The sequence below is a fragment of the Rahnella sp. EDr1-12 genome (assembly GCF_049206505.1).
Lineage (GTDB): Bacteria > Pseudomonadota > Gammaproteobacteria > Enterobacterales > Enterobacteriaceae > Rahnella > Rahnella rivi.
On sequence record NZ_JBLZNY010000005.1, the window covers coordinates 175,297 to 197,115 of the forward strand.

A 21,819-nucleotide genomic window follows, 5' to 3' on the forward strand; every position below is an offset into this window, starting at 1 on the left:
AGAAAATGATGATCACAATGCGTAGTTCTTCCCTGGCGCTGGCAGTGGCTGCTGGCATCCTTTCTACACAAGCAATGGCGGTTGATTTCACCGGTTATGCCCGTTCGGGTATTGGCTGGACCGGCAGCGGTGGCGAGCAGCAATGTTTTAAAGCGACAGGCGCAGACAGCAAATATCGTCTCGGTAACGAATGTGAGACGTACGCAGAGTTAAAACTCGGCCAGGAAGTCTGGAAAGAAGGGGATAAGAGCTTCTACTTCGACACCAACGTGGCGTATTCCGTATCACAGCAAAACGACTGGGAGTCAACCGATCCGGCTTTCCGCGAAGCCAACGTGAAGGGTAAGAACCTGATCGAATGGCTGCCGGGTTCCACCATCTGGGCCGGTAAGCGTTTCTACCAACGTCATGACGTTCACATGATCGACTTCTACTACTGGGATATTTCAGGTCCTGGTGCGGGTCTGGAAGATGTGGATCTGGGCTTCGGTAAACTGTCTCTGGCAGCCACCCGTAACACCGAAAGCGGCGGCTCCTACGGCTATATCGCCGATCAGCGCAACGAAGTGCCAACCTCCAACGACGTGTTCGACGTTCGTCTGGCAGGCCTGCAAACTAACCCGGGCGGCGTGCTGGAGTTAGGTGTGGATTACGGTCGTGCCAATGCGCGTGACGGTTATTCCTTCGCTGACAATGCCACCAAAGACGGCTTCCTGGTGACTGCGGAACACACGCAGAGCATCTATAACGGCTACAACAAATTCGTCCTGCAATACGCTTCTGATTCCATGACCGATCCGGGCCAGGGCGCAGCAAACGGCCACTCTAACGGTGCGGCCATCGACAACAACGGCAGCATGATCCGCGTTCTCGACCACGGTGCTATCGACTTCAACGACACCTGGAGCCTGATGTATGTGGCGATGTATCAGGACGTTGACCGCGATAACAACAACGGCACCACCTGGTACACCGTCGGTGTTCGTCCGATGTACAAATGGACCCCGATCATGAGCACCTTGCTGGAAGTCGGTTACGACAACGTGAAGTCTCAGCGTACCAGCGATCGCAACGGTCAGTACAAAGTCACCCTCGCACAACAGTGGCAGGCTGGCGACAGCATCTGGTCACGTCCGGCCATCCGTGTGTTTGCAACCTATGCAAACTGGGATGAAAAATGGGGCTACGACACCGACAGCGGTTCAAACAATGGCTTAGCCATGAACGACACCAGCACCCGTACCTTCAGCCGTGGTAATGACGATGAAGTGACGTTCGGTGCCCAAATGGAAATCTGGTGGTAATTTTTTCCTTCCTCCTTCGCGCTGCCGATGCGTTGGCTGCGCGTCCTCGCCCCGGTCACGTAGTGGTCTACGCTCCCGGGGACTTGGACGCTTGCCGCCTTCCGGCAACCCGAAAGAGTTTGGAAAAATGGCAATGTAAGCTTTAAAAAAAATCGCAGTAAAGAAGATGTGCTGGCTGGCGGATTATCGCTGATGACCGCCAGCCTTCATGGTGATTTCAAAGGAAACAATAATGAAAAAGAATCTGCTGTCACTGTGTCTGTCGCTGAGCCTGCTGGCTGCTGCCCCTGCGGTGGTGAATGCCGCGCAGAATGATGCGAATACCGCTCCGGCGATTTCCAGCCAGACCTTACGCAACCTTTCATGGACGCCGCTGGTGCCGCCAGTGACGCAGGATGTGACGCTCGGGACGACCAGCGTACAGATTAATCAGGGGCAAATTCAGGGCGCCGTCGGGGCATTCGCATTGCCTGCCGACCGTGGCTCGCTTGAGATCACGCTGACCAGTATCGCGACCGGGAAAACCCTGTATGCGCCAAATGTTCTGGTGCTGGATGAGCAGATGCGTCCGGCGGCCTTTTATCCTTCCAGCTATTTCCCGTATCAGAAACCGGGGATCGTCTCCAGCGACCGTCTGGAAGGCACGCTGAAACTGACGCCAGCCCTGGGTCAGAAACAAATTTATCTGCTGGTGTACACCACCCGTCAGGATCTGGCAGCGACCACGCAGATGGTCAACCCGGCCAAAGCCTTTGCCGCTGGCGTGGGCAACGCGGTACCGGATATCCCGGATCCGATTGCCCGTCATACACCGACCGGCACACTGAGCCTGAAAGTCACCGCCGAGCAGAAAACCGGTAACGTGATGATTGGTCAGATCTTCCCGTCTTCCGCCCCTGCGGCGGCCGCGCCGGTCGTTGTCGGCAGCACACAAGCTCCGGCACCTGCACCAGCCCCGGCCAAACCGTCTGAGCCAATGCTCAGCGATTCAGAAACCTACTTCAACGACGCAATCAGGAAAGCGGTGAAAGCAGGGGATGTCGATAAAGCCCTGAAACTGCTGGATGAAGCTGAACGCCTGGGTTCAAAAACTGCCCGTAAAACCTTTATTGAAAGCGTGAAGCACTGAGTTTTTCAGCGCCTCCCCCTGTGAAGGGAAAGGCGCTACATCTCTCCCTTTCTCTTTCCCCCACCTGTTTGTTACCCTGTTGTTAATTCAATCAGCGGGGGATTTATGGCGTCTGCAAACTGGGTCGATTTATCGAAAGATAAAGACAGCGGGATCGAGACGATCCACGCCCATTTCGAAGGCCATGCGTACGATCCTCACTGGCATGACAGCTATTTAGTCGGCGTGACCCAATACGGATTGCAGCAGTTCAGCTGTCGTCGTCAGAAACATCAGAGCCTGCCGGGGAAAGTCTTTATGCTCGAGCCGGGCGAAATCCACGATGGCGATGCCGTGCAGCCCGGCGGTTTTACTTATCAGATGTTATATCTCGATCCGCAATGGCTGAGCCGCGAACTGGCGGCACGACGCGATTTCCTTTCTTCTGCCGGTGATCCGAGTTTCGAAAATACCTTAGCGCAGGATCCGCAGCTGGCGCAGGCGACGTTGCTGGCGTTTCAGGCGCTGCACGGCAAGGAGCTGCGCATTGTGCGTCAGACCGCGCTCGACGGATTACTCAGCGCGCTGGGCGGGCATCTCACCTGGCAGCCGCCGCGTTTGCAGGGCGAAGCGCCGTGGTCACGCGTGGCGCATCTGGCGCGCGATTATCTGCATGCGCATCTGCATGAAGACATTGGCCTTGAGCAACTGGCGGCGGCGACCGGTGAAAGCCGTTTTGTGGTCAGCCGTGCGTTTAAAGCTGAATTTGGTTTACCGCCGCACGCCTATCTTATTCAGCTGAAACTGACCCGTGCGCGGGAAGGGCTGGCGCTCGGGCGTACACCAGCAGCCGTCGCAGCCGATTTAGGGTTTGCCGATCAAAGTCATCTCGGGCGCTGGTTCCGCCGCGCCTATCAGCTCACGCCGGCTCATTACCGGCGTCTGTGCACAAATCTTCCAGATTGAGAAAAAGTGACGGGTTAAGCTCAGATTTCAACTGAAACGGAGCCTGTCATAATGAATACGCCTGCCACCCTTTTACCTTCGCTGCCTGAACGCTGCGTGATTGTCATCAACCAGCAACTGGCCGCCGGACACGCCGCCAATGCCGCAGCAGTACTGGCGCTGACGCTCGGACAACGCCATCCGTCGCTGGTGGGCGCGCCGCTGATCGATGCCGATAACCGCGAGCATCCGGGGCTGATCCCGATCGGTATCAGCGTGTTAGTGGCCGATACTGAACAACTGACGCAACTGCATCAGCATCTGCTCAATGACGATGAAATGGACGGCATTATTTTCCCGGTAGAAGGGCAGCAAACCACCGACTACGCAGCCTTTCGTGAGGCGGTTTCAGCGGTGCCGACAGAAAGCCTGCAACTGCTGGGGATCGCGCTGGCCGGAAATAAAAAAGGGGTCCGCAAGCTGACCGGCAAACTGGGATTACTGGGCTGATGCCTGTCATTTAACCGTCACATTCCTTCTCTACTCTCCTGATATTCACACTAATATCAGGAGTTTCACCGTGCGTAAGTCCCTCATTGCTCTGCTGCTTTTCACCCTCGGTTCTACCTTTGCCGTTCAGGCTGCTGACGAAGCCAAACCTTTTATCACTGCTCAGGAACTGGATCTGACCAAATATCTGCCTGCGCCGCCGGCGGATGATTCTGCAAAGACCAAAGCGGAACTGAAAGAATTGCTGGAGATTCAGGCCACCCGCACGCCGGAGCAGGAAAAAGCGGCGATTGCCGATGCTGAAGAAAACGTCTGGCGTTTTGCCGATGTGATGGGGCCGGATTTTGACGCCGCGAAACTGCCGAAAACTGCCGCGCTGTTTGACCGGATTATCGCGACCGAAGACGTGGTGGACGATCACGCCAAGAAAGCCTTCAACCGCCCGCGCCCGTACATGCTCGATGAACAAATCCATCCGCTGCTGAAAAAATCCAAATCCGGTTCATGGCCTTCCGGCCATTCGACGGTAGGGTATCTGATGGCGACGGTGCTGGGCGAAATGGTGCCGGAAAAACGCAACGCGCTGTTTACCCGTGCGGCCGGTTACGCGGAAAACCGTCTGGTGGCCGGTTTCCATTACCGTTCTGATACCGTCATGAGCCGCACCGGTGCTGCGTTGATCGCACAAAAAATGGAAGAGCAGCCGGATTTCAAAACGGAATTCGATGCGGCAAAAACAGAACTTCGCACCCAGCTGGGCCTGAAATAATTTTCGTCAGTTCCTGCCTTTCCGGTAAAGTGTGGGGCGTAAAACTCGCAGAGGAAGGGACTGATGGAATACAGATTCAAGCGAATGGCGTCACCGGTCGGGTTGCTGACCCTGGCGGCGAAAGGCGACAAACTGACGGCTATTTTGTGGGAATGTGAAATCGACGGACGCGTGCCTCTGGGTGAGATGACCGAAGACCCGGCGTTTCCCATCCTGCTGAAAACCGAGCAACAGCTGAACGAATATTTCGCCGGCGAACGCACGCGTTTTGAGCTGGAGCTCGATTTTACCGGCACCGCATTCCAGAAAGAAGTCTGGGCGGCGTTGCTGGAAATCCCGTTTGGCGAGACGCGCAGTTATAGCGATATTGCCCGGCGTATCGGCCGCCCTAAAGCGGTTCGCGCCGTCGGTGCCGCCAATGGCCGCAATCCCATTTCTATTGTGGCGCCTTGCCACCGTGTGATTGGCGCTTCCGGTAAGTTAACCGGCTTTGCAGGCGGGCTGGATAACAAGGCATTGTTATTAAAACTGGAAGGTCGTAAATCGTAAGGTTTTTATCGGGAAATAAATTGCTTGAAGTCCGCTTGTCAGTCGATGCATAGTCAAAAAATAAGCAGTAAATAAAAAAGACAACATCACTTACAGACGGAGTTCTACATTAATGGATCAGATTCAATCCCTCGAACAGTTCTTATCCTCAGTCCAGCAACGCGACCCGCATCAGGTCGAATTCTCCCAGGCCGTACGCGAAGTCATGACTACGCTGTGGCCTTTCCTCGAACAACATCCGCAATACCGCCGTTCTGCTTTACTGGAGCGTCTGGTGGAGCCGGAGCGTGTCATTCAGTTTCGCATCGCCTGGGTGGATGACAAAAATCAGGTGCAGGTGAACCGTGGCTGGCGCGTGCAGTTCAGCTCGGCCATCGGCCCGTACAAAGGCGGAATGCGTTTCCACCCGTCGGTTAATTTATCGATTCTCAAATTCCTCGGCTTTGAACAGACTTTCAAAAATGCGCTGACCACGTTACCGATGGGCGGCGGGAAGGGCGGCAGTGATTTCAACCCGAAAGGCAAAAGCGAAGGCGAGATCATGCGTTTCTGTCAGGCGCTGATGCTGGAGCTGTATCGTCATCTCGGGCCGGATACCGATGTGCCTGCGGGCGATATCGGCGTCGGCGGGCGTGAGGTCGGGTATATGGCGGGGATGATGAAAAAGCTCTCCAACAATACGGCCAGCGTGTTCACCGGCAAAGGCTTGTCGTTCGGTGGCAGTCTGATCCGCCCGGAAGCCACCGGTTACGGCCTGATTTATTTCACTGAATCGATGCTTAAACGCCACGGTCTGGATTTTGAAGGCATGCGCGTAGCGGTATCCGGCTCCGGTAACGTCGCGCAATATGCGATTGAAAAAGCCATGTCACTGGGTGCGCGGGTGATCACCGCATCTGATTCTAACGGCACCGTGGTCGATGAAGCCGGTTTCACCCCTGAAAAACTGGCGCTGCTGACGGAAATCAAAGCCAGCCGCGATGGCCGCGTAGCCGATTACGCACAAAAACTCGGGCTGACGTATCTCGAAGGCCAGCAACCGTGGAATGTGCCGGTGGATATCGCGCTGCCATGTGCCACGCAAAATGAACTGGATGCCGCAGCGGCGCGCGTGCTGATTGCCAATGGCGTGAAAGCGGTAGCCGAAGGCGCGAACATGCCGACCACCATTGAAGCGACCGACTTGTTCACCGACGCGGGCGTTTTGTTCGCGCCGGGCAAAGCGGCGAACGCCGGCGGCGTGGCGACGTCCGGGCTGGAGATGGCACAGAACGCCGCGCGTCTGAGCTGGAAAGCCGAAGAAGTGGATGCGCGTTTGCGTCACATCATGCTGGATATTCATCAGTCGTGCGTCGAGTACGGCGGCGAAGGCCGGCAGACGCAGTATGTGCGTGGCGCAAATATCGCAGGCTTCGTCAAAGTGGCGGACGCGATGCTGGCGCAGGGCGTGCTCTGATTTTAGGGCGTCACTTTTGGGGCAATGAATTTAGCTAACAAAAAAGCCACTTCGCGAGAAGTGGCTTAATTATATGATTTTAAAGCTAAAATTTGGTGGCCCTTGCTGGACTTGAACCAGCGACCAAGCGATTATGAGTCGCGTGCTCTAACCAACTGAGCTAAAGGGCCGAGGTGCGGGATTATACGGTAAACTTTGCTCAGAGGTCTATATGTGTTCGGTGTGTATGCGCGTTTTGTGCGCAGTTGCAGCATATTGTGATCGTTAACTATTTTATCGATAATCACTGCAAATACGTTTCAGGGCAAGATTATGATTACTGATATTATTGATAAGGATCTGACCGTGGTTTTTTGCGGTATCAATCCTGGTCTGTCGACGGCGCACCACGGTTATCATTTTGCTAATGCCAATAACCGCTTCTGGAAAGTTATCTATCAGGCCGGGTTTACTGAGCGTCTTCTTAAACCTGAAGAAGAGCAGCATCTGCTGGATACCGGTTGTGGTATTACCATGCTGGTAGAGCGCCCTACAGTGGAAGCGACTGAGCTGGTGCGCGATGAGCTGCGGGAAGGCGGGGCGGCACTGACAGAGAAGATTGAACGCTATCAGCCGCGGGCGCTGGCGGTGCTGGGCAAGCAGGCTTTCAGTAAAGCGTTTGGTATCAGCAAGGTGAACTGGGGTCGTCAGGCTCTGAAAATCGGTGACACAGAGGTCTGGGTGCTGCCTAATCCCAGCGGGCTGAATCGCGCGACACTCGACAGTCTGGTCGCGTCTTACAAAGAATTGTATGACGCACTGAACGCCTGAGACGTCAGATAGACAGAATAAAAAAGCCCCGCCACTTCCAGAGAAGGGCGGGGCTTTTTAATGGCTGTCAGCCTGGGGACGACTAGTCGTCCAGGAAGCTGCGCAGCACTTCAGAGCGGCTTGGGTGGCGCAGTTTACGCAACGCTTTCGCTTCGATCTGACGGATACGCTCACGGGTTACGTCGAACTGTTTGCCCACTTCTTCAAGCGTGTGGTCAGTGTTCATATCGATACCGAAACGCATACGCAGAACTTTCGCTTCACGTGCGGTCAGGCCAGCCAGTACGTCGTGCGTTGCAGAACGCAGGCTTTCAGACGTGGCAGAATCCAGTGGCAGTTCGAGGGTGGTATCCTCGATGAAATCACCCAGATGCGAATCTTCATCGTCGCCGATTGGCGTTTCCATGGAAATTGGCTCTTTCGCAATTTTCAGCACTTTGCGGATTTTATCTTCCGGCATCAGCATACGTTCAGCCAGCTCTTCCGGCGTCGGCTCACGGCCCATCTCTTGGAGCATCTGGCGGGAGATACGGTTGAGTTTGTTGATCGTCTCAATCATATGCACCGGGATACGGATGGTACGCGCCTGGTCGGCGATGGAGCGGGTGATAGCCTGACGGATCCACCAGGTCGCATAAGTTGAGAACTTATAACCACGGCGATATTCAAACTTATCAACGGCTTTCATCAGGCCGATGTTACCTTCCTGAATCAGATCAAGGAACTGCAGACCACGGTTGGTATATTTCTTCGCGATAGAAATAACCAGACGTAAGTTTGCTTCAACCATCTCTTTCTTGGCGCGACGGGCTTTCGCTTCGCCGATCGACATGCGACGGTTAATGTCTTTGACCTGTTCAATCGTCAGGCCCGTTTCTTCTTCGATCTGACGCAGTTTCATCAGGCCGCGTTGCACGTCTTCGGTGACTTCTTTCAGCTTCTCAGACCATGGTTTACCCATTGCCAGAGCCGCATCAAACCAGGTATCGCTGGTTTCGTTACCGGCGAACAGATTGACGAAGTTTTTCTTCGGCATTTTGCACTGTTCAACGCACACCTTCATGATCAGACGTTCCTGAGTACGGACGCGATCCATCATGGAACGCATGCTGTTGACCAGGAAATCGAACTGTTTAGGCACCAGACGGAACTGTTTAAACACATCGGACAGCTTCAGAATTTCTTCAGCAGCGCTTTTGTGGTTGCGGCCATTTTTCTTGATAACGGCACGGGTCGCTTCGTGTTGCTCACGCAGATCGGTGAACTTCTGGCGCGCCAGTTCAGGATCGATGCTGTTGTCGTCTTCAGCATCGTCGTCATCTTCTTCATCGTCGTCGTTGTCGTTCTGCTCTTCGGTGGTCAGTTCAGAACCCACGTGAGTGGCGGTCGGCGCGATTTCTTCTTCAGCGTTAGGATCAACAAAACCGGTGATCAGATCAGACAGACGAGCTTCACCTGCTTCCACACGGTCATATTGTTCTAACAAATAGGTGATAGCTTCAGGGTATTCAGCTACGGAGCACTGCACCTGATTGATACCGTCTTCGATACGTTTAGCGATGTCGATTTCGCCTTCACGGGTCAGAAGTTCAACGGTACCCATTTCGCGCATGTACATACGCACAGGATCGGTAGTACGACCAATTTCGGATTCAACGCTTGAAAGTACCTGTGCCGCGGCTTCTGCAGCATCTTCATCGGTATCAGGGCGGTTTTCGGCCAGCATCAAATCATCGGCGTCCGGCGCTTCTTCAAGAACCTGGATGCCCATGTCGTTAATCATCTGGATGATGTCTTCGATCTGATCGGAGTCGACGATATCTTCCGGCAGATGGTCATTGACCTCAGCAAAGGTCAGATAGCCTTGCTCCTTACCACGGGTGACAAGTAGCTTAAGCTGTGACTGCGGGTTTTGCTCCATAAGACGGTATCCACACTTCAGAGTATTTGGGTTCGTGTCGGTCGGGTGATATCGCCAACAATAACGTTAGGGGCGTTTATTGTGCCGCGGCCCACCAGGGCGGCTCTGCGCAGGGCCATGCCCCGCTTTTAATCGGCACTTAAGCCGTGTTCTGAGATAGCGCCTCACGCGCTACCGATATGTTCTAATTTTTAGTTCTTTCTCGCTAATACCTGATTCAGGGAACTGACTTCTGTGCGTTCCTCCGGGCTCAGGCCGTGCGTCCTGGCTTTTGCTATCAAGGTTTCAAGCCGTTGCTCTAAAATTGAGTCATACAGGCTGGCGAGCGTGGCACGAAATTCTTCTTCGACCATGTCCTCAACGATCATGTGGTTCCATGTCGCCAGAGTTTCAAGCTGTTGGTAGAACTTATTGTCGCGATAAAGTTCCAGTAACTGGCCGGTTGTCAGCCCCGGTTGGGCTAAGCAAGTGCTGACTAAGTCGCTGAACAAATCCAGTCCAGGTTGCTTCGCTTGTTCCAAACCTTGCAGCGAGGGTATAAGTGTAGCCAGTTGTGGATTTTGTACCAGTAACCCTATAAGTATACGCATGGTTGTGCGTTTTAGCTGGGGCGCCTGATAGCTATTGCCATTCTCAGCCTGTTTGGGCATCAGCTTTTCTAGCTGACTGTCATCCAAAATGCCGAGCTTGTTCCCTAACTGCTGACGCAAATACATGCGCAATGTTTCACCGGGTACCTGACGGATCAGCGGCAATGCCAGCATACTCAATTTGGTCCGCCCGTCAGGGCTGCTCAAATCGACCTGCGGCATCAGCGAATCAAACAGGAATGTCGACAGCGGCATCGCCTGTTCCATTCGTTGTTCGAACGCGTCTTTACCTTCTTTGCGCACCAGAGTGTCCGGATCTTCGCCGTCGGGTAAAAACATAAACCGCAGCTGACGCCCATCATTGAGATACGGCAACGCTGTTTCCAGCGCACGCCACGCGGCTTCGCGCCCTGCACGGTCACCGTCATAACAGCAAACGACGGTATCCGTACTGCGGAACATCAGCTGAATATGGTCGGCCGTGGTGGATGTCCCCAGTGATGCGACGGCATAATCAATGCCGAACTGCGCCAGTGCCACGACGTCCATATACCCTTCAACCACCAGCAAACGCGTCGGAGTCGGGTGTTTCAATTGCGCTTCATAAAGGCCATAGAGCTGGCGGCCTTTATGGAAAATTTCAGTTTCCGGTGAATTGAGGTATTTCGGGGTACCGTCACCCAAAACCCTGCCACCAAATGCAATCACGCGGCCACGCTTATCGCGGATCGGGAACATGACCCGTTCGCGGAAGCGATCATAGCTGCGTCCGTTGTCATTGGTGACCAACATACCGGCGTCAATCAGTGATGCTTTGTCATCGGCATTTTTACCAAAACGCTTTAGGGCGTTGTCCCAACCCGGCGGGGCGAAACCGATGGCAAAATGTTGGATGACGTCTGCACTTAAACCACGCTGGGCAAGATATTCCCTCGCGGGTGCACCTGCAGGTTGTTTAAGCGACTGTTGATAGAACTCGCTGAGCGGGGTCATCAACTGGTAGAGGCTTTGACGCTGGTGGCGTTCCATCTGGCTTGGACCCGTGCCTGCTTCATACGGCACTTCCAAACCTTGCATTGTCGCCAGTTCCTCAATGCTTTCGACAAACTCAAGTCTGTCATAGTTCATCAGGAAATCGACGGCATTGCCGTGGGCACCACAGCCGAAACAGTGATAAAACTGCTTATCGCCATTAACGGTAAATGAGGGTGTTTTCTCATGGTGGAAAGGGCAGCACGCGTGATAGTTTTTACCCTGTTTCTTGAGCTTTACTCGGGCGTCGATCAAATCGACGATATCGATGCGGGCCAGCAAGTCATTGATAAATACGCGCGGAATTCTCCCAGCCATAAGCCCCTTACTCACTAGCCTATAAACGAGAACAAGCCGCGCATCCCTTTCGGAAAGCACGGCCTTCGTATGCTACTACGCAGTCTGCGCGTTCTTAATATTGCAAATCACGCGATTGGGGTTACCCCCGAAGATTAATACAGACGAGTGCGACGTGCGTTTTCGCGAGCCAGTTTCTTGGCGTGGCGTTTTACTGCAGATGCTTTAGCGCGTTTACGTTCAGTAGTCGGTTTTTCATAGAACTCACGACGACGAACTTCGGCTAATACACCTGCTTTTTCGCAGGAACGTTTGAAGCGACGCAGAGCTACGTCGAACGGCTCGTTTTCACGTACTTTAATTACAGGCATGTGCCTCTCACCTCGATAAAATCGGTTTGTTTGCTGATGTTGTACCAGCACATTTCAAAATGGTGCGGAATTTTACTCCAATTCGCGTCGCCTTGTAAAGCATAACGGCAAATTGAAACGGGTGCTTTCTGCAACCCTTCTGCAACATTGTGCGCTCGCTTTTGCGTCGGGCGCCGATTATATACCAATCAACCCAAATTGCTCGACATTAATTGGCCGTAACGATGATTGATACTGAGGGGGGAAGTAACTGGCAGGAATGACCACGCGGATGCAGCGCCCGCAGGTGCTTGTGTGCTAAACTGCGCGCCGCAAGTTAGCCTGAAACTATGACGGAAAGAGTGATGCGAGTACTGGGTATTGAAACGTCCTGCGATGAAACCGGAATTGCAGTTTATGACAGCGAAGCCGGTTTGTTAGCTAACCAATTGTATAGTCAGGTAAAACTGCATGCAGATTACGGCGGCGTCGTGCCAGAACTGGCCTCGCGAGATCACGTCCGTAAAACAATACCTCTGATTCAGGCTGCGCTCAAAGAAGCCGGGCTGACCGCACAGGATATTGATGGTGTCGCGTATACCGCAGGCCCTGGCCTGGTCGGCGCGTTGCTGGTGGGGGCGACCATTGGCCGCTCTCTGGCATTCGCCTGGAATGTGCCCGCAGTGCCCGTACATCACATGGAAGGCCATCTGCTGGCGCCGATGCTTGAAGATAATCCCCCTGACTTTCCGTTCGTTGCGCTGCTGGTGTCCGGCGGTCATACGCAGTTAATCAGCGTCACAGGGATCGGTGAATACACCTTGCTGGGCGAATCCATTGATGATGCGGCAGGCGAAGCGTTTGATAAAACGGCAAAATTGTTAGGTCTGGCTTATCCCGGCGGCCCGCTTTTGTCGAAAATGGCGTCCGAAGGCGTGGCTGGGCGATTTACGTTCCCGCGTCCGATGACCGATCGTCCCGGACTGGATTTCAGCTTCTCGGGCCTGAAAACTTTTGCGGCGAATACCATTCGCGGCAATGACAGCGATGCGCAAACGCATGCGGATATCGCGCGTGCTTTCGAAGATGCCGTCGTGGATACGCTGGCGATTAAATGTAAACGCGCGCTGGAACAGACCGGTTTTAAACGGCTGGTCATGGCCGGTGGTGTCAGTGCAAACCGGACGCTGCGCGCGAAATTAGCCGAAATGATGACCAAACGCGGTGGCGAAGTTTTCTATGCCCGCCCTGAATTTTGCACCGATAACGGCGCGATGATCGCCTATGCGGGTATGGTTCGGTTGAAAACCGGTGCAACGCCAGACCTGGGCGTAACGGTTCGCCCGCGCTGGCCTTTGGCTGAATTACCGCCGGTCTGAGCAAACCTAAGCTGTCAAATTCAGGCTGTACAAGGGTATAAACCCATAAAAAAACGACCCACATGAGGTCGTTTTTTTTATGTCTGCAATGCGGGGTTATTCGTCTTTATTGTCTTTCGCCGCTTTACGTTTCTTTTTCAGCTTATCCCAGATTTTGCCTTCCTGACCACGCCACAGGCGCTGAATATTGTCGTGATGGCGCAACAAAATCAGACATGAAAGCATGGCCACCGGGAAGGTGAATTCGGGTTTAAACCACCAGACATAAAACGGTGCAATCAGCGCGCTCACGATGGCGCCAAGTGACGAGTAACCACTCAGCAGCACTGTCAGCAGCCATGTACCGGTCATCAGGCCGGTCAGGTCCCAGCCGATAGGGGCGATAGCACCGAAGGCTGTCGCCACGCCCTTGCCACCTTTAAAGCGGAAGAAGACCGGGTAAATGTGGCCGAGGCAGGCCGCAATGGCCGTCAGGCCAAGATACATTGGTGGAATGTGGAAACTGTAGGCAAGCCAGACGGGAAGCATACCCTTGAGCACGTCGAAGATCAGGACGGCAGCGGCAGCCAGGCGTCCGCCCAGTCGCAACACATTTGTCGCGCCGGGATTACAGGATCCTGCGGTGCGTGGATCAGGCAAACGGGCTACCCGGCAGACCAGAATCGCACTGGAAATCGAGCCGCAAAGGTAGGCGAAAATAATCATTCCAAGCGCGGTAGCACTCATAAAGCCGTTCCGTCTAATAAGGGTCGTTTTAATCGCAACATCCATGGATAATACGCATTTTCTGCTGGAAGTGGTATCCGGCTTGGCTAAAAACAGAGAAACGCGTGATGGATATCGTATTTATTGAGCAACTAAATGTAATCACTACTATTGGTGCCTACGATTGGGAACAGACCATTAAACAGAAACTGGTGTTCGATATCGAAATGGCGTGGGATAACCGCAAGTCGGCTTCCAGCGATGATGTGAATGACTGTTTAAGCTACGCGGATGTCAGTGAAGCCGTGATCGCGCATGTTTCCTCGCAAAACTTTGCCCTGGTGGAACGTGTCGCAGAAGAAGTGGCGACGCTGCTTCTGCAACGATTTAATTCTCCGTGGGTGCGGATCAAACTCAGCAAGCCCGGCGCAGTGGCGCAGGCGGCGAACGTCGGGGTGATCATCGAGCGCGGCCAACGTTTTTAATTCCGGTGATGGATAGAAATCAGAAACTGCTTGTCTATTGATTGTCATAAAGAAGCGTTAAAAGTAGATGCCGGTTCACAGGCCTCTGCTGATTGAAGCGGCTCAGTACGATGTCGCTTTTTTATTGTCTGCTGTGCAGCATATTTTCCCGCAAGCGGGTATCTGATGGGGTTGGGTAAGCTAATGATTGCTGAAAGTCATTCTTTGCTGGTTGCCGTTATTATGGGAGTGGTGGAAGGGCTGACCGAGTTTTTACCGGTTTCCTCCACCGGGCATATGATCATTGTGGGTAATCTTTTAGGGTTCACCGGGGATAAAGCGAAATCATTCGAAGTGATCATCCAGCTGGGTTCTATTCTGGCGGTGGTGGTGATGTTCTGGCGTCGCCTGTTCGGCATGATTGGTTTGCACTTTGGTAAGCCACCGGTTCACGAAGGCACAGGAACCCGCCGTCTGAATCTGCTGCATATCCTTCTGGGCATGATCCCGGCGACAGTGCTGGGGTTGTTGTTGCACTCGCAGATCAAATCGTTGTTTGAACCTAAAAATGTGATGTATGCGCTGGTCGTCGGCGGCTTTTTACTGATTGCCGCCGAACTGTTCAAGCCGAAGAAGCCGCGCGCTGAAGGGCTGGATGACATGACTTACGCACAGGCATTTTTGATCGGTGTGTTCCAGTGTCTGGCGTTGTGGCCGGGGTTCTCCCGTTCGGGAGCGACCATTGGTGGCGGAATGTTACTCGGCGTCAGCCGTTTTGCCGCGTCCGAATTCTCCTTCCTGTTGGCCGTGCCGATGATGCTGGGCGCCACGGTGCTGGATGTGTATAAAAGCTATGGTTTCCTGAGCATGGCCGATTTGCCGATGTTCGCCACTGGCTTTGTGACGGCGTTTATCGTCGCGCTGTTTGCGATCAAAACCTTCCTGGCCGTGATCAAGCGAATCTCGTTTATTCCGTTCGCGATCTACCGCTTCTTCGTGGCACTGGCGGTTTACTTCGTCTTCATTGCCTGATTTCAGCGAATATAAAAAAGCCCCGTGACAGCGTCCGGGGCTTTTTTTCATGGGTTTTTCGCCACAACGGAAGATCAGATTGCGGGTTCCTGCGCGGCTTTCCATTGTGCCAGAATCTGCGTCCGTCGCTTTTTCAGCTCATCGCGGATTTCTATCCCCTGAAAACCGTCATCGAGCACTTCTTTATTCGAAATACTGCTTGCGATGTTAAAGGCTTCACGCAGGTAATCTCCCTGCGGATAGGGATTGTTTTCAAAGGTTGTACGTCCGCGAGCATCGGCTTCACTGGTCATGATCATTTGCTCAAGACGCTGCGGTTTACGCCAGACATCGATGGTATCAAACAGTTTTAACAGGGTTTCCGGGCGCAATTTATTCACGGTATGGATGAGATCGTGGAACTCTGCCACCAGCTTCGCCAGATCACGAATATGCGTCGGGATTTTCAGCCGCTGGCAGAGGTTCTCCACCAGTTTCACGCCTGCCGGGCCGTGGCCGTGATGGGCTGGCCAGAATTGCGGCGGGGTCAGGGCCTTGCCCAAATCATGGCAAAGCGCCGAAAAACGCACATCAACATCTGGCGTCAGCTGGCTGGCTATTTTCAGCGTCATCAGGGTGTGTATGCCGGTATCGATTTCCGGGTGCCATTTCTCCGGCGCGGGAACGCCAAACAGCGCGTCAATTTCCGGGAACAGGACTTTCAGGGCGCCGCAGTCGCGCAGCACCTGGAAAAACACCTGCGGATCCTGCGTCTGCAACGCTTTCTCCGTCTCCTTCCACACACGTTCAGGCGTCAGGGCTTCCAGTTCGCCGCTTTCTGCCATCTGCTGCATCAGCGTGCGGGTTTCCGGGGCAACCGTAAAACCCAAATGCGCAAAGCGGGCGGCAAAGCGGGCAACGCGCAGAACACGCAGCGGATCTTCGCCGAAAGCGTCGGAAACGTGGCGCAACAGGCGCAGCCCGATATCACGCTGGCCGTGGTAAGGATCGATAAGTTCGCCTTCTTTGCTTTTGGCGATGGCATTGATGGTCAGATCCCGACGCATCAGATCCTGTTCCAGCGTCACGTCCGGCGCGGCGTAACAGGTAAATCCGTTGTAACCGGCACCTGATTTCCGTTCCGTTCTCGCCAGCGCGTATTCATCGCGGCTGACCGGATGCAGGAAGACCGGAAAATCTTTACCGACCTGCTGATAACCGTTTTCAAGCATGTATTCAGGCGTAGCGCCTACGACCACCCAATCGTGTTCAGACACAGGCAGGTTTAATAAACTGTCTCGGACTGCGCCGCCAACCAGGTAAATCTCCACGCGATAACTCCTGAAGTAAGGTCAATTCAGCACATCTCGGCGCTGAAAATAAAGAAGGGACTCTGACGTTATCATAGCAAACCTGGTCTTCATCATCGCCAGTAACTGCTGTTTGTTTACCGGATAATGGAAACAAGAAAAGGCACCGAAGTGCCTTAGCGTTAACTCTGAACAGGAACCCGTGAAGGCGTTAGCCTGTCAGCTCATCCAGCGATCTTTTTTCTTGCGGCGCGGGATCAGGTGCGGTAACAGCAGACCCAGAACCAAACCTACGCCCGCCACACCGCCACCGTACATGAACCACTGTAAAATGATGGTGCGTTGCTTGTCGTCGAGCTGAACATTCACCGCGTTAACTTTCTTCTCGGCGATGATCTTCTGGTTTTTCAACTCCTGATTTTCTTTCTTCAGGGCGTTGATAATGCTGTCACTGGAGGCCACTTTGCTCTGCATTTCCGCAGTACGCTGGTTCCAGCTGGAATCGATATTCGTCAGCTTGTCCGTCAGCGTTTTCACCTGATTTTCGAGATCAGGTACGCGGGTACGGATGCTCGGCAGATTGCTTAACTGATCGAGAGGGATCCAGGCGGTTTTCCCTTTTGAGTCAATGATTTCACCGTACTTAGTGCTGTCATTGACGCTGCGTAAGGTGACTTCATCACCGGCATTTAGCGTGCCAACAATGCGATACTGATTACCCGGACCACTGTGGATATAAGTAATCAAATCGTCGGAAATGTAGCGCTTCTCATCGGCATGAGCGCCCCAAGTGATGCTTAAGCCAAGCAAAGCGAAACCAATCAGGCGTAATTTATGCATTATTTCATCGTTTCTTTGTGAATTTAGGGAACGTGAAGTGTGGATCCGTCTTATCAGGATACGTCTTCTGGCAACCGCAGTTATTAGCGATCGCATTAATTTGGTGACCGATAGTAAGGGCAACAGTGTGACGACGCAATGCATAAACCGGAATGAGAACTATCTTACAATCCCGCAACATGCGGCTTGCGCGCAGTGCTTATGGTAGAATTGGACAGACGCATTTATCCCTTTTGGCAGCAAAGAATCGGTGTGAAGACCCTTATGACCGTAGAAATAGAATTAAAATTTATCGCCACCCCGGCCACCATTGCCGAGTTACCCGCGCAACTTGCTCGTTTTACCACTGAGCACACCGCGCCTTCGAAACTCACCAACATCTATTTTGAGACTGCGGAAAACTATTTACGTTCGCACGACATTGGCTTGCGTATCCGCGGTTTCGACGATCAGTATGAAATGACCCTTAAAACTGGCGGCAAAGTGGTGGGCGGTTTACACCAGCGGCCGGAGTATAACGTTGAGCTGAAAAAGCCGGTGCTTAAGCTCAGCGCATTCCCGAAAGATATCTGGCCGGAAGGCTGCAAGGTAGCAGCGCTGCAAAAAGCGCTGGCACCGTTATTCCGCACGGATTTCACCCGTGAGAAGTGGGTGATCACTTACGGCGAAAGCGAGATCGAACTGGGTCTTGATTTGGGCGAGGTGGTGGCGGGTGAATTGTCTGAGCCGCTGTCTGAAATCGAACTTGAGCTGAAAAAAGGCAACACCGCAGATTTACTGGCGCTGGCCGCAGAAATCGCTGAGCACGGCGGTTTACGTCAGGGTGGGTTCAGCAAAGCCGCGCGCGGTTACCATCTGGCGAAAGGCAATCCGGTACGTGAAATCAAACCGTTGCCGGTTTTCCAGGCCAAACCGAAAGCCACCGTGGAACAGGCGATGGCGGGCATGTTCGAGCTGGCGCTTGACCACTGGCAGTATCACGAAGAACTGTGGGCGCGCGGCGATAAACTGGCGCGTCCGGCAGTGTTGCAGGCCGTAGAGACTGTGCGTCAGATTCTGGTGCTGTTTGGCGGACTGGTGCCGCGTAAGGCTTCTGCTGAGCTGCGCACCTTGCTGACTGACCTGGTGCCGGTGCTGGAACAGAAATCCGCCGATGCGCAGGAAGTCTGCTTTAGCGCTGCCTATCTGAAATGTAAGTTAGTGCTCACCTCATGGCTGACAATGTCGGGCTGGACGCCGTTTATCGATGATAAATCAGCGAAGAAGCTCGAAGGTTCTTTCAAACGCTTCTCCGACATCATGCTTGGCCGTACCGCTGCCGACCTGAAAGAAGCCTTTGCACAACCGCTGACCGAAGAAGGTTACCGCGACCAGCTGGCACGCCTGAAGCGTCAGATCATCACCTTCCATTTGCTGTCAGGTGCCTACCCTGAGCGTGACGTTGCCGCGTATCTGGCGGGCTGGACCGAGCTGCAACAGGCGATTATCCAGAAGCAACTGGCGCTGGAGGATTCTGCCCGTTCGCAGGCGTTGATGATGGATGCCTTCTGGCTAAACGGCCAGCCACGTTAATTGACTGATAAGCCTGGGCTCATTGCCCGGGCTTTTTTTTGCAAGGAATCTGATTTCATGTTGCCACTTTCCCCTGTTTTGCAAAGCCACGCCCGGAGTTTGCTTGAGCAATGGCGTGAACATCCTGAACATCTGCCCCTTCCCGACGAGGCTGCGCTGGCGGTGCTGACCAGCAGTCAGTTCGTGACGGACAGCCTGCTGGCGTTTCCGCAGTGGTGGCATGAAATCGAACAAAATCCGCCGCAGTCGCAGGAATGGCAGTTTTACCGCCAGTGGCTGGAAGCCTCGCTAACCGGCGTCAGTGATGAAGCCGGTTTAATGAAGGCGCTGCGCCTGTTTCGCCGCCGGATTCTCACCCGCATTGCCTGGTCGCAGGCGGCACAAACCAGCGAAGCGAAAGACACGCTGCAACAGCTGAGCGAGCTTGCGGAGTTACTGATCGTCAGCGCCCGCGACTGGCTGTATGACGCCTGTTGCCGTGAGTTTGGTACGCCGGTGAATGCGGCGGGTGAACCGCAGCGAATGCTGATCCTCGGCATGGGGAAACTGGGTGGCGGTGAGCTGAATTTCTCTTCGGATATCGATTTGATTTTTGCATATCCGGAAAACGGCCAGACGCGCGGTGGTCGCCGTGAGCTGGAAAATTCGCAGTTTTTTGTGCGTCTCGGGCAGCGCCTGATTAAAGCGCTGGATCAGCCGACCATCGACGGTTTTGTATACCGGGTCGACATGCGCCTGCGTCCGTTTGGTGAAAGCGGGCCACTGGTGATGAGTTTTTCTGCGCTGGAAGATTACTACCAGGAACAAGGACGTGACTGGGAGCGGTACGCGATGGTCAAAGCGCGTCTGATGGGCGGCGCGGAGGAAAGCAGCAGCCAGGAACTGCGCAAGATGCTGAAGCCGTTCGTGTTCCGCCGTTATATCGACTTCAGCGTGATCCAGTCCCTGCGCAACATGAAAGGGATGATCGCCCGCGAAGTACGTCGCCGTGGTCTGAAAGATAATATTAAGCTGGGCGCCGGTGGTATCCGCGAAATCGAATTTATCGTGCAGGTTTTCCAGCTGATCCGTGGCGGGCGTGAACCGGCCTTGCAACAACGTGCCCTGCTGCCGACCTTGCAGGCGCTGGAAAAACTTGGATTGCTGCCCGTTGAGCAGGTTCTGCAACTGCGCGGCAGCTATTTGTTCCTGCGTCGTCTGGAAAACCTGTTGCAGGCGATCGCCGACGAACAAACCCAGACTCTTCCGGCGGATGAACTGAATCAGGCGCGTCTGGCCTGGGGAATGAATTATCCGGACTGGCCGCAGCTTCTTGATGCCGTGAATGCTCACATGCAGGCCGTGCGGGCGGTATTTAATGATCTGATTGGTGATGACACACCGGACGTCGACGACGATCAGCAGCAGTCGCAATTCAGCAGTTTGTGGATCGATACGCTGGAGCCTTCCGAGCTGGCGCCGTGGGTGCCGCTGCTGGATGACAATGCTCAACGTCATATCCTGCAGCAGATTGCCGAATTCCGTCGTGATGTCGATAAAAGGACCATCGGACCGCGTGGACGAGATCAGCTTGATTTGCTGATGCCGCGTCTACTGGCGCAGGTGTGTACCTATAAAAATGCCGATGTCACCCTGCAACGTCTGATGCAATTGCTGCTGAACATCGTCACGCGCACGACCTATATAGAACTGCTGGTGGAGTATCCCGGCGCACTCAAACAGCTGATCCGGCTGTGCGCCGCCTCACCGATGGTCGCCTCGCAGCTGGCGCGACACCCGCTGTTGCTCGATGAACTGCTCGATTCCCGCACCCTTTATCATCCGATTGAGCCCGGCGCGTACCGTGATGAATTGCGTCAGTACCTGATGCGTGTGCCGACGGAAGACGAAGAGCAACAGCTGGAAGCTGTCCGGCAGTTCAAGCAGGCACAACATCTGCGCATCGCCGCCGGTGATATTTCCGGCGCACTGCCGGTCATGAAAGTGAGCGACCATTTAACCTATCTGGCCGAAGCCATTCTGGACGTGGTTGTGCAGCAGGCATGGGATCAGATGGTCGTAAAATACGGCCAGCCGGCGCACCTTCAGCAGCGCGAAGGGCGCGGTTTTGCCGTGGTCGGGTATGGAAAACTGGGCGGCTGGGAGCTGGGTTACAGCTCAGATTTGGATCTGGTCTTCCTGCTTGATTGCGCGCCAGAAGTGATGACTGACGGCGAACGCAGCATCGACGGACGTCAGTTTTACCTGCGTCTGGCGCAACGCATTATGCATTTATTCAGCACGCGTACCGCCTCCGGCATTCTTTATGAAGTCGATCCGCGACTGCGTCCTTCCGGTGCTTCCGGCATGCTGGTCAGCACCATCGAAGCTTTTGCCGATTATCAGGCCAGTGAAGCCTGGACCTGGGAACATCAGGCGCTGGTGCGCGCGCGGGTGGTTTACGGCGATCCGCAGCTGGCGCAGCAGTTCAACGCCACGCGTCACGATATTCTCTGCCGCGAGCGTGAGGGGGAGGGGCTGCGAAAAGAAGTCCGCGAGATGCGGGAAAAAATGTATGCCCACCTCGGCAGTAAAAAGTCCGCTGAATTCGATCTGAAAGCCGATCCGGGTGGCATCACCGATATTGAATTCATTGCACAATATCTGGTCTTACGCTTTGCACATGAGAAGCCGAAACTGACACGCTGGTCAGATAACGTCCGTATTTTCGAACTGATGGCGCAAAATGACATCATGCCTGAAGACGAAGCGCGAAATCTGACGCAGGCTTACGTCACGCTGCGCGATGAAATCCATCACCTCGCGCTGCAGGAACACGGCAGCAAAGTCGCCGCAGGCACTTTTGCGACAGAACGTGAGCAAATCCGCGCCAGCTGGGCGAAATGGCTCGGCTGAGG

19 protein-coding genes and 1 tRNA gene are annotated in these 21,819 nt (G+C 54.1%); 13 read left to right on the top strand and 7 right to left on the bottom strand.

Translation table 11 applies throughout. The features are described 5' to 3' along the window. Nucleotides 1-5: 5 nt before the first annotated feature. From ACO0U8_RS19255 to gdhA, 7 genes are all read left to right on the top strand, one after another. The gene (locus tag ACO0U8_RS19255) at nt 6-1,304 is read left to right on the top strand and encodes a maltoporin (RefSeq protein ID WP_162997873.1); all 1,299 of its coding nucleotides are present in this window, start codon (nt 6-8) and stop codon (nt 1,302-1,304) included. Nucleotides 1,305-1,536: 232 nt separating this feature from the next. Beyond that, nucleotides 1,537-2,433 (top strand): maltose operon protein MalM, encoded by an 897-nt coding sequence (gene malM / locus ACO0U8_RS19260; RefSeq protein WP_122096244.1) that lies wholly within the window; start codon nt 1,537-1,539, stop codon nt 2,431-2,433. 105 nt (nt 2,434-2,538) lie between these two features. Next, entirely contained in the window at nt 2,539-3,378 is an 840-nt protein-coding gene (locus tag ACO0U8_RS19265; protein WP_421671435.1) for an AraC family ligand binding domain-containing protein, read from the top strand. A gap of 51 nt (nt 3,379-3,429) precedes the next feature. Continuing rightward, entirely contained in the window at nt 3,430-3,867 is a 438-nt protein-coding gene (locus ACO0U8_RS19270; protein ID WP_421671436.1) for a DUF2000 domain-containing protein, read from the top strand. A 70-nt stretch (nt 3,868-3,937) separates the two neighbouring features. After that, nucleotides 3,938-4,636 (top strand): acid phosphatase, encoded by a 699-nt coding sequence (locus ACO0U8_RS19275; RefSeq protein ID WP_056782377.1) that lies wholly within the window; start codon nt 3,938-3,940, stop codon nt 4,634-4,636. Between the two features lie 63 nt (nt 4,637-4,699). Further along, on the top strand, nt 4,700-5,185 hold the full coding sequence (locus ACO0U8_RS19280) for a methylated-DNA--[protein]-cysteine S-methyltransferase (protein WP_136377411.1): 486 nt from the start codon (nt 4,700-4,702) through the stop codon (nt 5,183-5,185). Between the two features lie 112 nt (nt 5,186-5,297). Further along, nucleotides 5,298-6,641 carry an NADP-specific glutamate dehydrogenase gene (gene gdhA / locus ACO0U8_RS19285; protein WP_056782375.1) on the top strand — a complete coding sequence of 448 codons (1,344 nt, stop codon included), beginning with the start codon at nt 5,298-5,300 and terminating at the stop codon, nt 6,639-6,641. 93 nt (nt 6,642-6,734) lie between these two features. On the opposite strand, the gene ACO0U8_RS19290 is transcribed toward gdhA, so the two are convergent. Continuing rightward, a tRNA-Ile gene (locus ACO0U8_RS19290) sits at nt 6,735-6,811 on the bottom strand. A 142-nt stretch (nt 6,812-6,953) separates the two neighbouring features. Here ACO0U8_RS19290 and mug point away from each other — a divergent pair. After that, nucleotides 6,954-7,451 (top strand): G/U mismatch-specific DNA glycosylase, encoded by a 498-nt coding sequence (mug, locus tag ACO0U8_RS19295; RefSeq protein WP_421671437.1) that lies wholly within the window; start codon nt 6,954-6,956, stop codon nt 7,449-7,451. Nucleotides 7,452-7,533: 82 nt separating this feature from the next. On the opposite strand, the gene rpoD is transcribed toward mug, so the two are convergent. The 3 genes from rpoD to rpsU form a co-directional block, all read right to left on the bottom strand. Continuing rightward, the gene (rpoD, locus tag ACO0U8_RS19300; RefSeq protein ID WP_056773019.1) at nt 7,534-9,372 is read right to left on the bottom strand and encodes an RNA polymerase sigma factor RpoD; all 1,839 of its coding nucleotides are present in this window, start codon (nt 9,370-9,372) and stop codon (nt 7,534-7,536) included. A gap of 191 nt (nt 9,373-9,563) precedes the next feature. After that, a complete protein-coding gene (gene dnaG, locus ACO0U8_RS19305; protein WP_421671438.1) occupies nt 9,564-11,312 on the bottom strand; it encodes a DNA primase in 1,749 nt (582 codons plus the stop codon). A gap of 134 nt (nt 11,313-11,446) precedes the next feature. Beyond that, on the bottom strand, nt 11,447-11,662 hold the full coding sequence (gene rpsU / locus ACO0U8_RS19310; RefSeq protein WP_001144069.1) for a 30S ribosomal protein S21: 216 nt from the start codon (nt 11,660-11,662) through the stop codon (nt 11,447-11,449). A 344-nt stretch (nt 11,663-12,006) separates the two neighbouring features. Here rpsU and tsaD point away from each other — a divergent pair, with 344 nt between their 5' ends. Beyond that, nucleotides 12,007-13,020, top strand: coding sequence for a tRNA (adenosine(37)-N6)-threonylcarbamoyltransferase complex transferase subunit TsaD (gene tsaD, locus ACO0U8_RS19315; RefSeq protein ID WP_421671439.1), 1,014 nt, complete (start codon nt 12,007-12,009; stop codon nt 13,018-13,020). 96 nt (nt 13,021-13,116) lie between these two features. Here the strand turns inward: tsaD and plsY are convergent, their stop codons facing one another. Beyond that, nucleotides 13,117-13,746, bottom strand: coding sequence for a glycerol-3-phosphate 1-O-acyltransferase PlsY (gene plsY, locus ACO0U8_RS19320; RefSeq protein WP_122096473.1), 630 nt, complete (start codon nt 13,744-13,746; stop codon nt 13,117-13,119). Nucleotides 13,747-13,853: 107 nt separating this feature from the next. Here plsY and folB point away from each other — a divergent pair, with 107 nt between their 5' ends. Continuing rightward, the gene (folB, locus tag ACO0U8_RS19325; RefSeq protein ID WP_056773007.1) at nt 13,854-14,210 is read left to right on the top strand and encodes a bifunctional dihydroneopterin aldolase/7,8-dihydroneopterin epimerase; all 357 of its coding nucleotides are present in this window, start codon (nt 13,854-13,856) and stop codon (nt 14,208-14,210) included. Nucleotides 14,211-14,375: 165 nt separating this feature from the next. After that, nucleotides 14,376-15,221, top strand: coding sequence for an undecaprenyl-diphosphate phosphatase (bacA, locus tag ACO0U8_RS19330; RefSeq protein ID WP_238485124.1), 846 nt, complete (start codon nt 14,376-14,378; stop codon nt 15,219-15,221). Between the two features lie 74 nt (nt 15,222-15,295). On the opposite strand, the gene ACO0U8_RS19335 is transcribed toward bacA, so the two are convergent. Both ACO0U8_RS19335 and ACO0U8_RS19340 read right to left on the bottom strand, forming a co-directional pair. Continuing rightward, nucleotides 15,296-16,531, bottom strand: coding sequence for a multifunctional CCA addition/repair protein (locus tag ACO0U8_RS19335; protein ID WP_056773004.1), 1,236 nt, complete (start codon nt 16,529-16,531; stop codon nt 15,296-15,298). A 198-nt stretch (nt 16,532-16,729) separates the two neighbouring features. Continuing rightward, nucleotides 16,730-17,350, bottom strand: coding sequence for a TIGR04211 family SH3 domain-containing protein (locus tag ACO0U8_RS19340; protein WP_056773002.1), 621 nt, complete (start codon nt 17,348-17,350; stop codon nt 16,730-16,732). A gap of 264 nt (nt 17,351-17,614) precedes the next feature. On the opposite strand from ACO0U8_RS19340, the gene ACO0U8_RS19345 reads away from it, so the two are divergent. Then, nucleotides 17,615-18,922: a CYTH domain-containing protein gene (locus ACO0U8_RS19345; protein ID WP_390973274.1), complete on the top strand. Its 1,308-nt coding sequence runs from the start codon at nt 17,615-17,617 to the stop codon at nt 18,920-18,922. 57 nt (nt 18,923-18,979) lie between these two features. Further along, the gene (glnE, locus tag ACO0U8_RS19350; RefSeq protein ID WP_421671440.1) at nt 18,980-21,817 is read left to right on the top strand and encodes a bifunctional [glutamate--ammonia ligase]-adenylyl-L-tyrosine phosphorylase/[glutamate--ammonia-ligase] adenylyltransferase; all 2,838 of its coding nucleotides are present in this window, start codon (nt 18,980-18,982) and stop codon (nt 21,815-21,817) included. Nucleotides 21,818-21,819 lie beyond the last annotated feature (2 nt).

Bases quoted from the DNA above. Each gene is read 5' to 3' on its own strand.
- ACO0U8_RS19270 (WP_421671436.1), top strand. From the start codon at position 3,430: ATGAATACGCCTGCCACCCTTTTACCTTCGCTGCCTGAACGCTGCGTG.
- ACO0U8_RS19265 (WP_421671435.1), top strand. From the start codon at position 2,539: ATGGCGTCTGCAAACTGGGTCGATTTATCGAAAGATAAAGACAGCGGG.
- glnE (WP_421671440.1), top strand. From the start codon at position 18,980: ATGTTGCCACTTTCCCCTGTTTTGCAAAGCCACGCCCGGAGTTTGCTT.
- ACO0U8_RS19340 (WP_056773002.1), bottom strand. From the start codon at position 17,350: ATGCATAAATTACGCCTGATTGGTTTCGCTTTGCTTGGCTTAAGCATC.
- ACO0U8_RS19255 (WP_162997873.1), top strand. From the start codon at position 6: ATGATGATCACAATGCGTAGTTCTTCCCTGGCGCTGGCAGTGGCTGCT.
- ACO0U8_RS19345 (WP_390973274.1), top strand. From the start codon at position 17,615: ATGACCGTAGAAATAGAATTAAAATTTATCGCCACCCCGGCCACCATT.
- mug (WP_421671437.1), top strand. From the start codon at position 6,954: ATGATTACTGATATTATTGATAAGGATCTGACCGTGGTTTTTTGCGGT.
- rpoD (WP_056773019.1), bottom strand. From the start codon at position 9,372: ATGGAGCAAAACCCGCAGTCACAGCTTAAGCTACTTGTCACCCGTGGT.
- tsaD (WP_421671439.1), top strand. From the start codon at position 12,007: ATGCGAGTACTGGGTATTGAAACGTCCTGCGATGAAACCGGAATTGCA.
- gdhA (WP_056782375.1), top strand. From the start codon at position 5,298: ATGGATCAGATTCAATCCCTCGAACAGTTCTTATCCTCAGTCCAGCAA.
- rpsU (WP_001144069.1), bottom strand. From the start codon at position 11,662: ATGCCTGTAATTAAAGTACGTGAAAACGAGCCGTTCGACGTAGCTCTG.
- malM (WP_122096244.1), top strand. From the start codon at position 1,537: ATGAAAAAGAATCTGCTGTCACTGTGTCTGTCGCTGAGCCTGCTGGCT.
- ACO0U8_RS19280 (WP_136377411.1), top strand. From the start codon at position 4,700: ATGGAATACAGATTCAAGCGAATGGCGTCACCGGTCGGGTTGCTGACC.
- plsY (WP_122096473.1), bottom strand. From the start codon at position 13,746: ATGAGTGCTACCGCGCTTGGAATGATTATTTTCGCCTACCTTTGCGGC.
- folB (WP_056773007.1), top strand. From the start codon at position 13,854: ATGGATATCGTATTTATTGAGCAACTAAATGTAATCACTACTATTGGT.
- dnaG (WP_421671438.1), bottom strand. From the start codon at position 11,312: ATGGCTGGGAGAATTCCGCGCGTATTTATCAATGACTTGCTGGCCCGC.
- bacA (WP_238485124.1), top strand. From the start codon at position 14,376: ATGGGGTTGGGTAAGCTAATGATTGCTGAAAGTCATTCTTTGCTGGTT.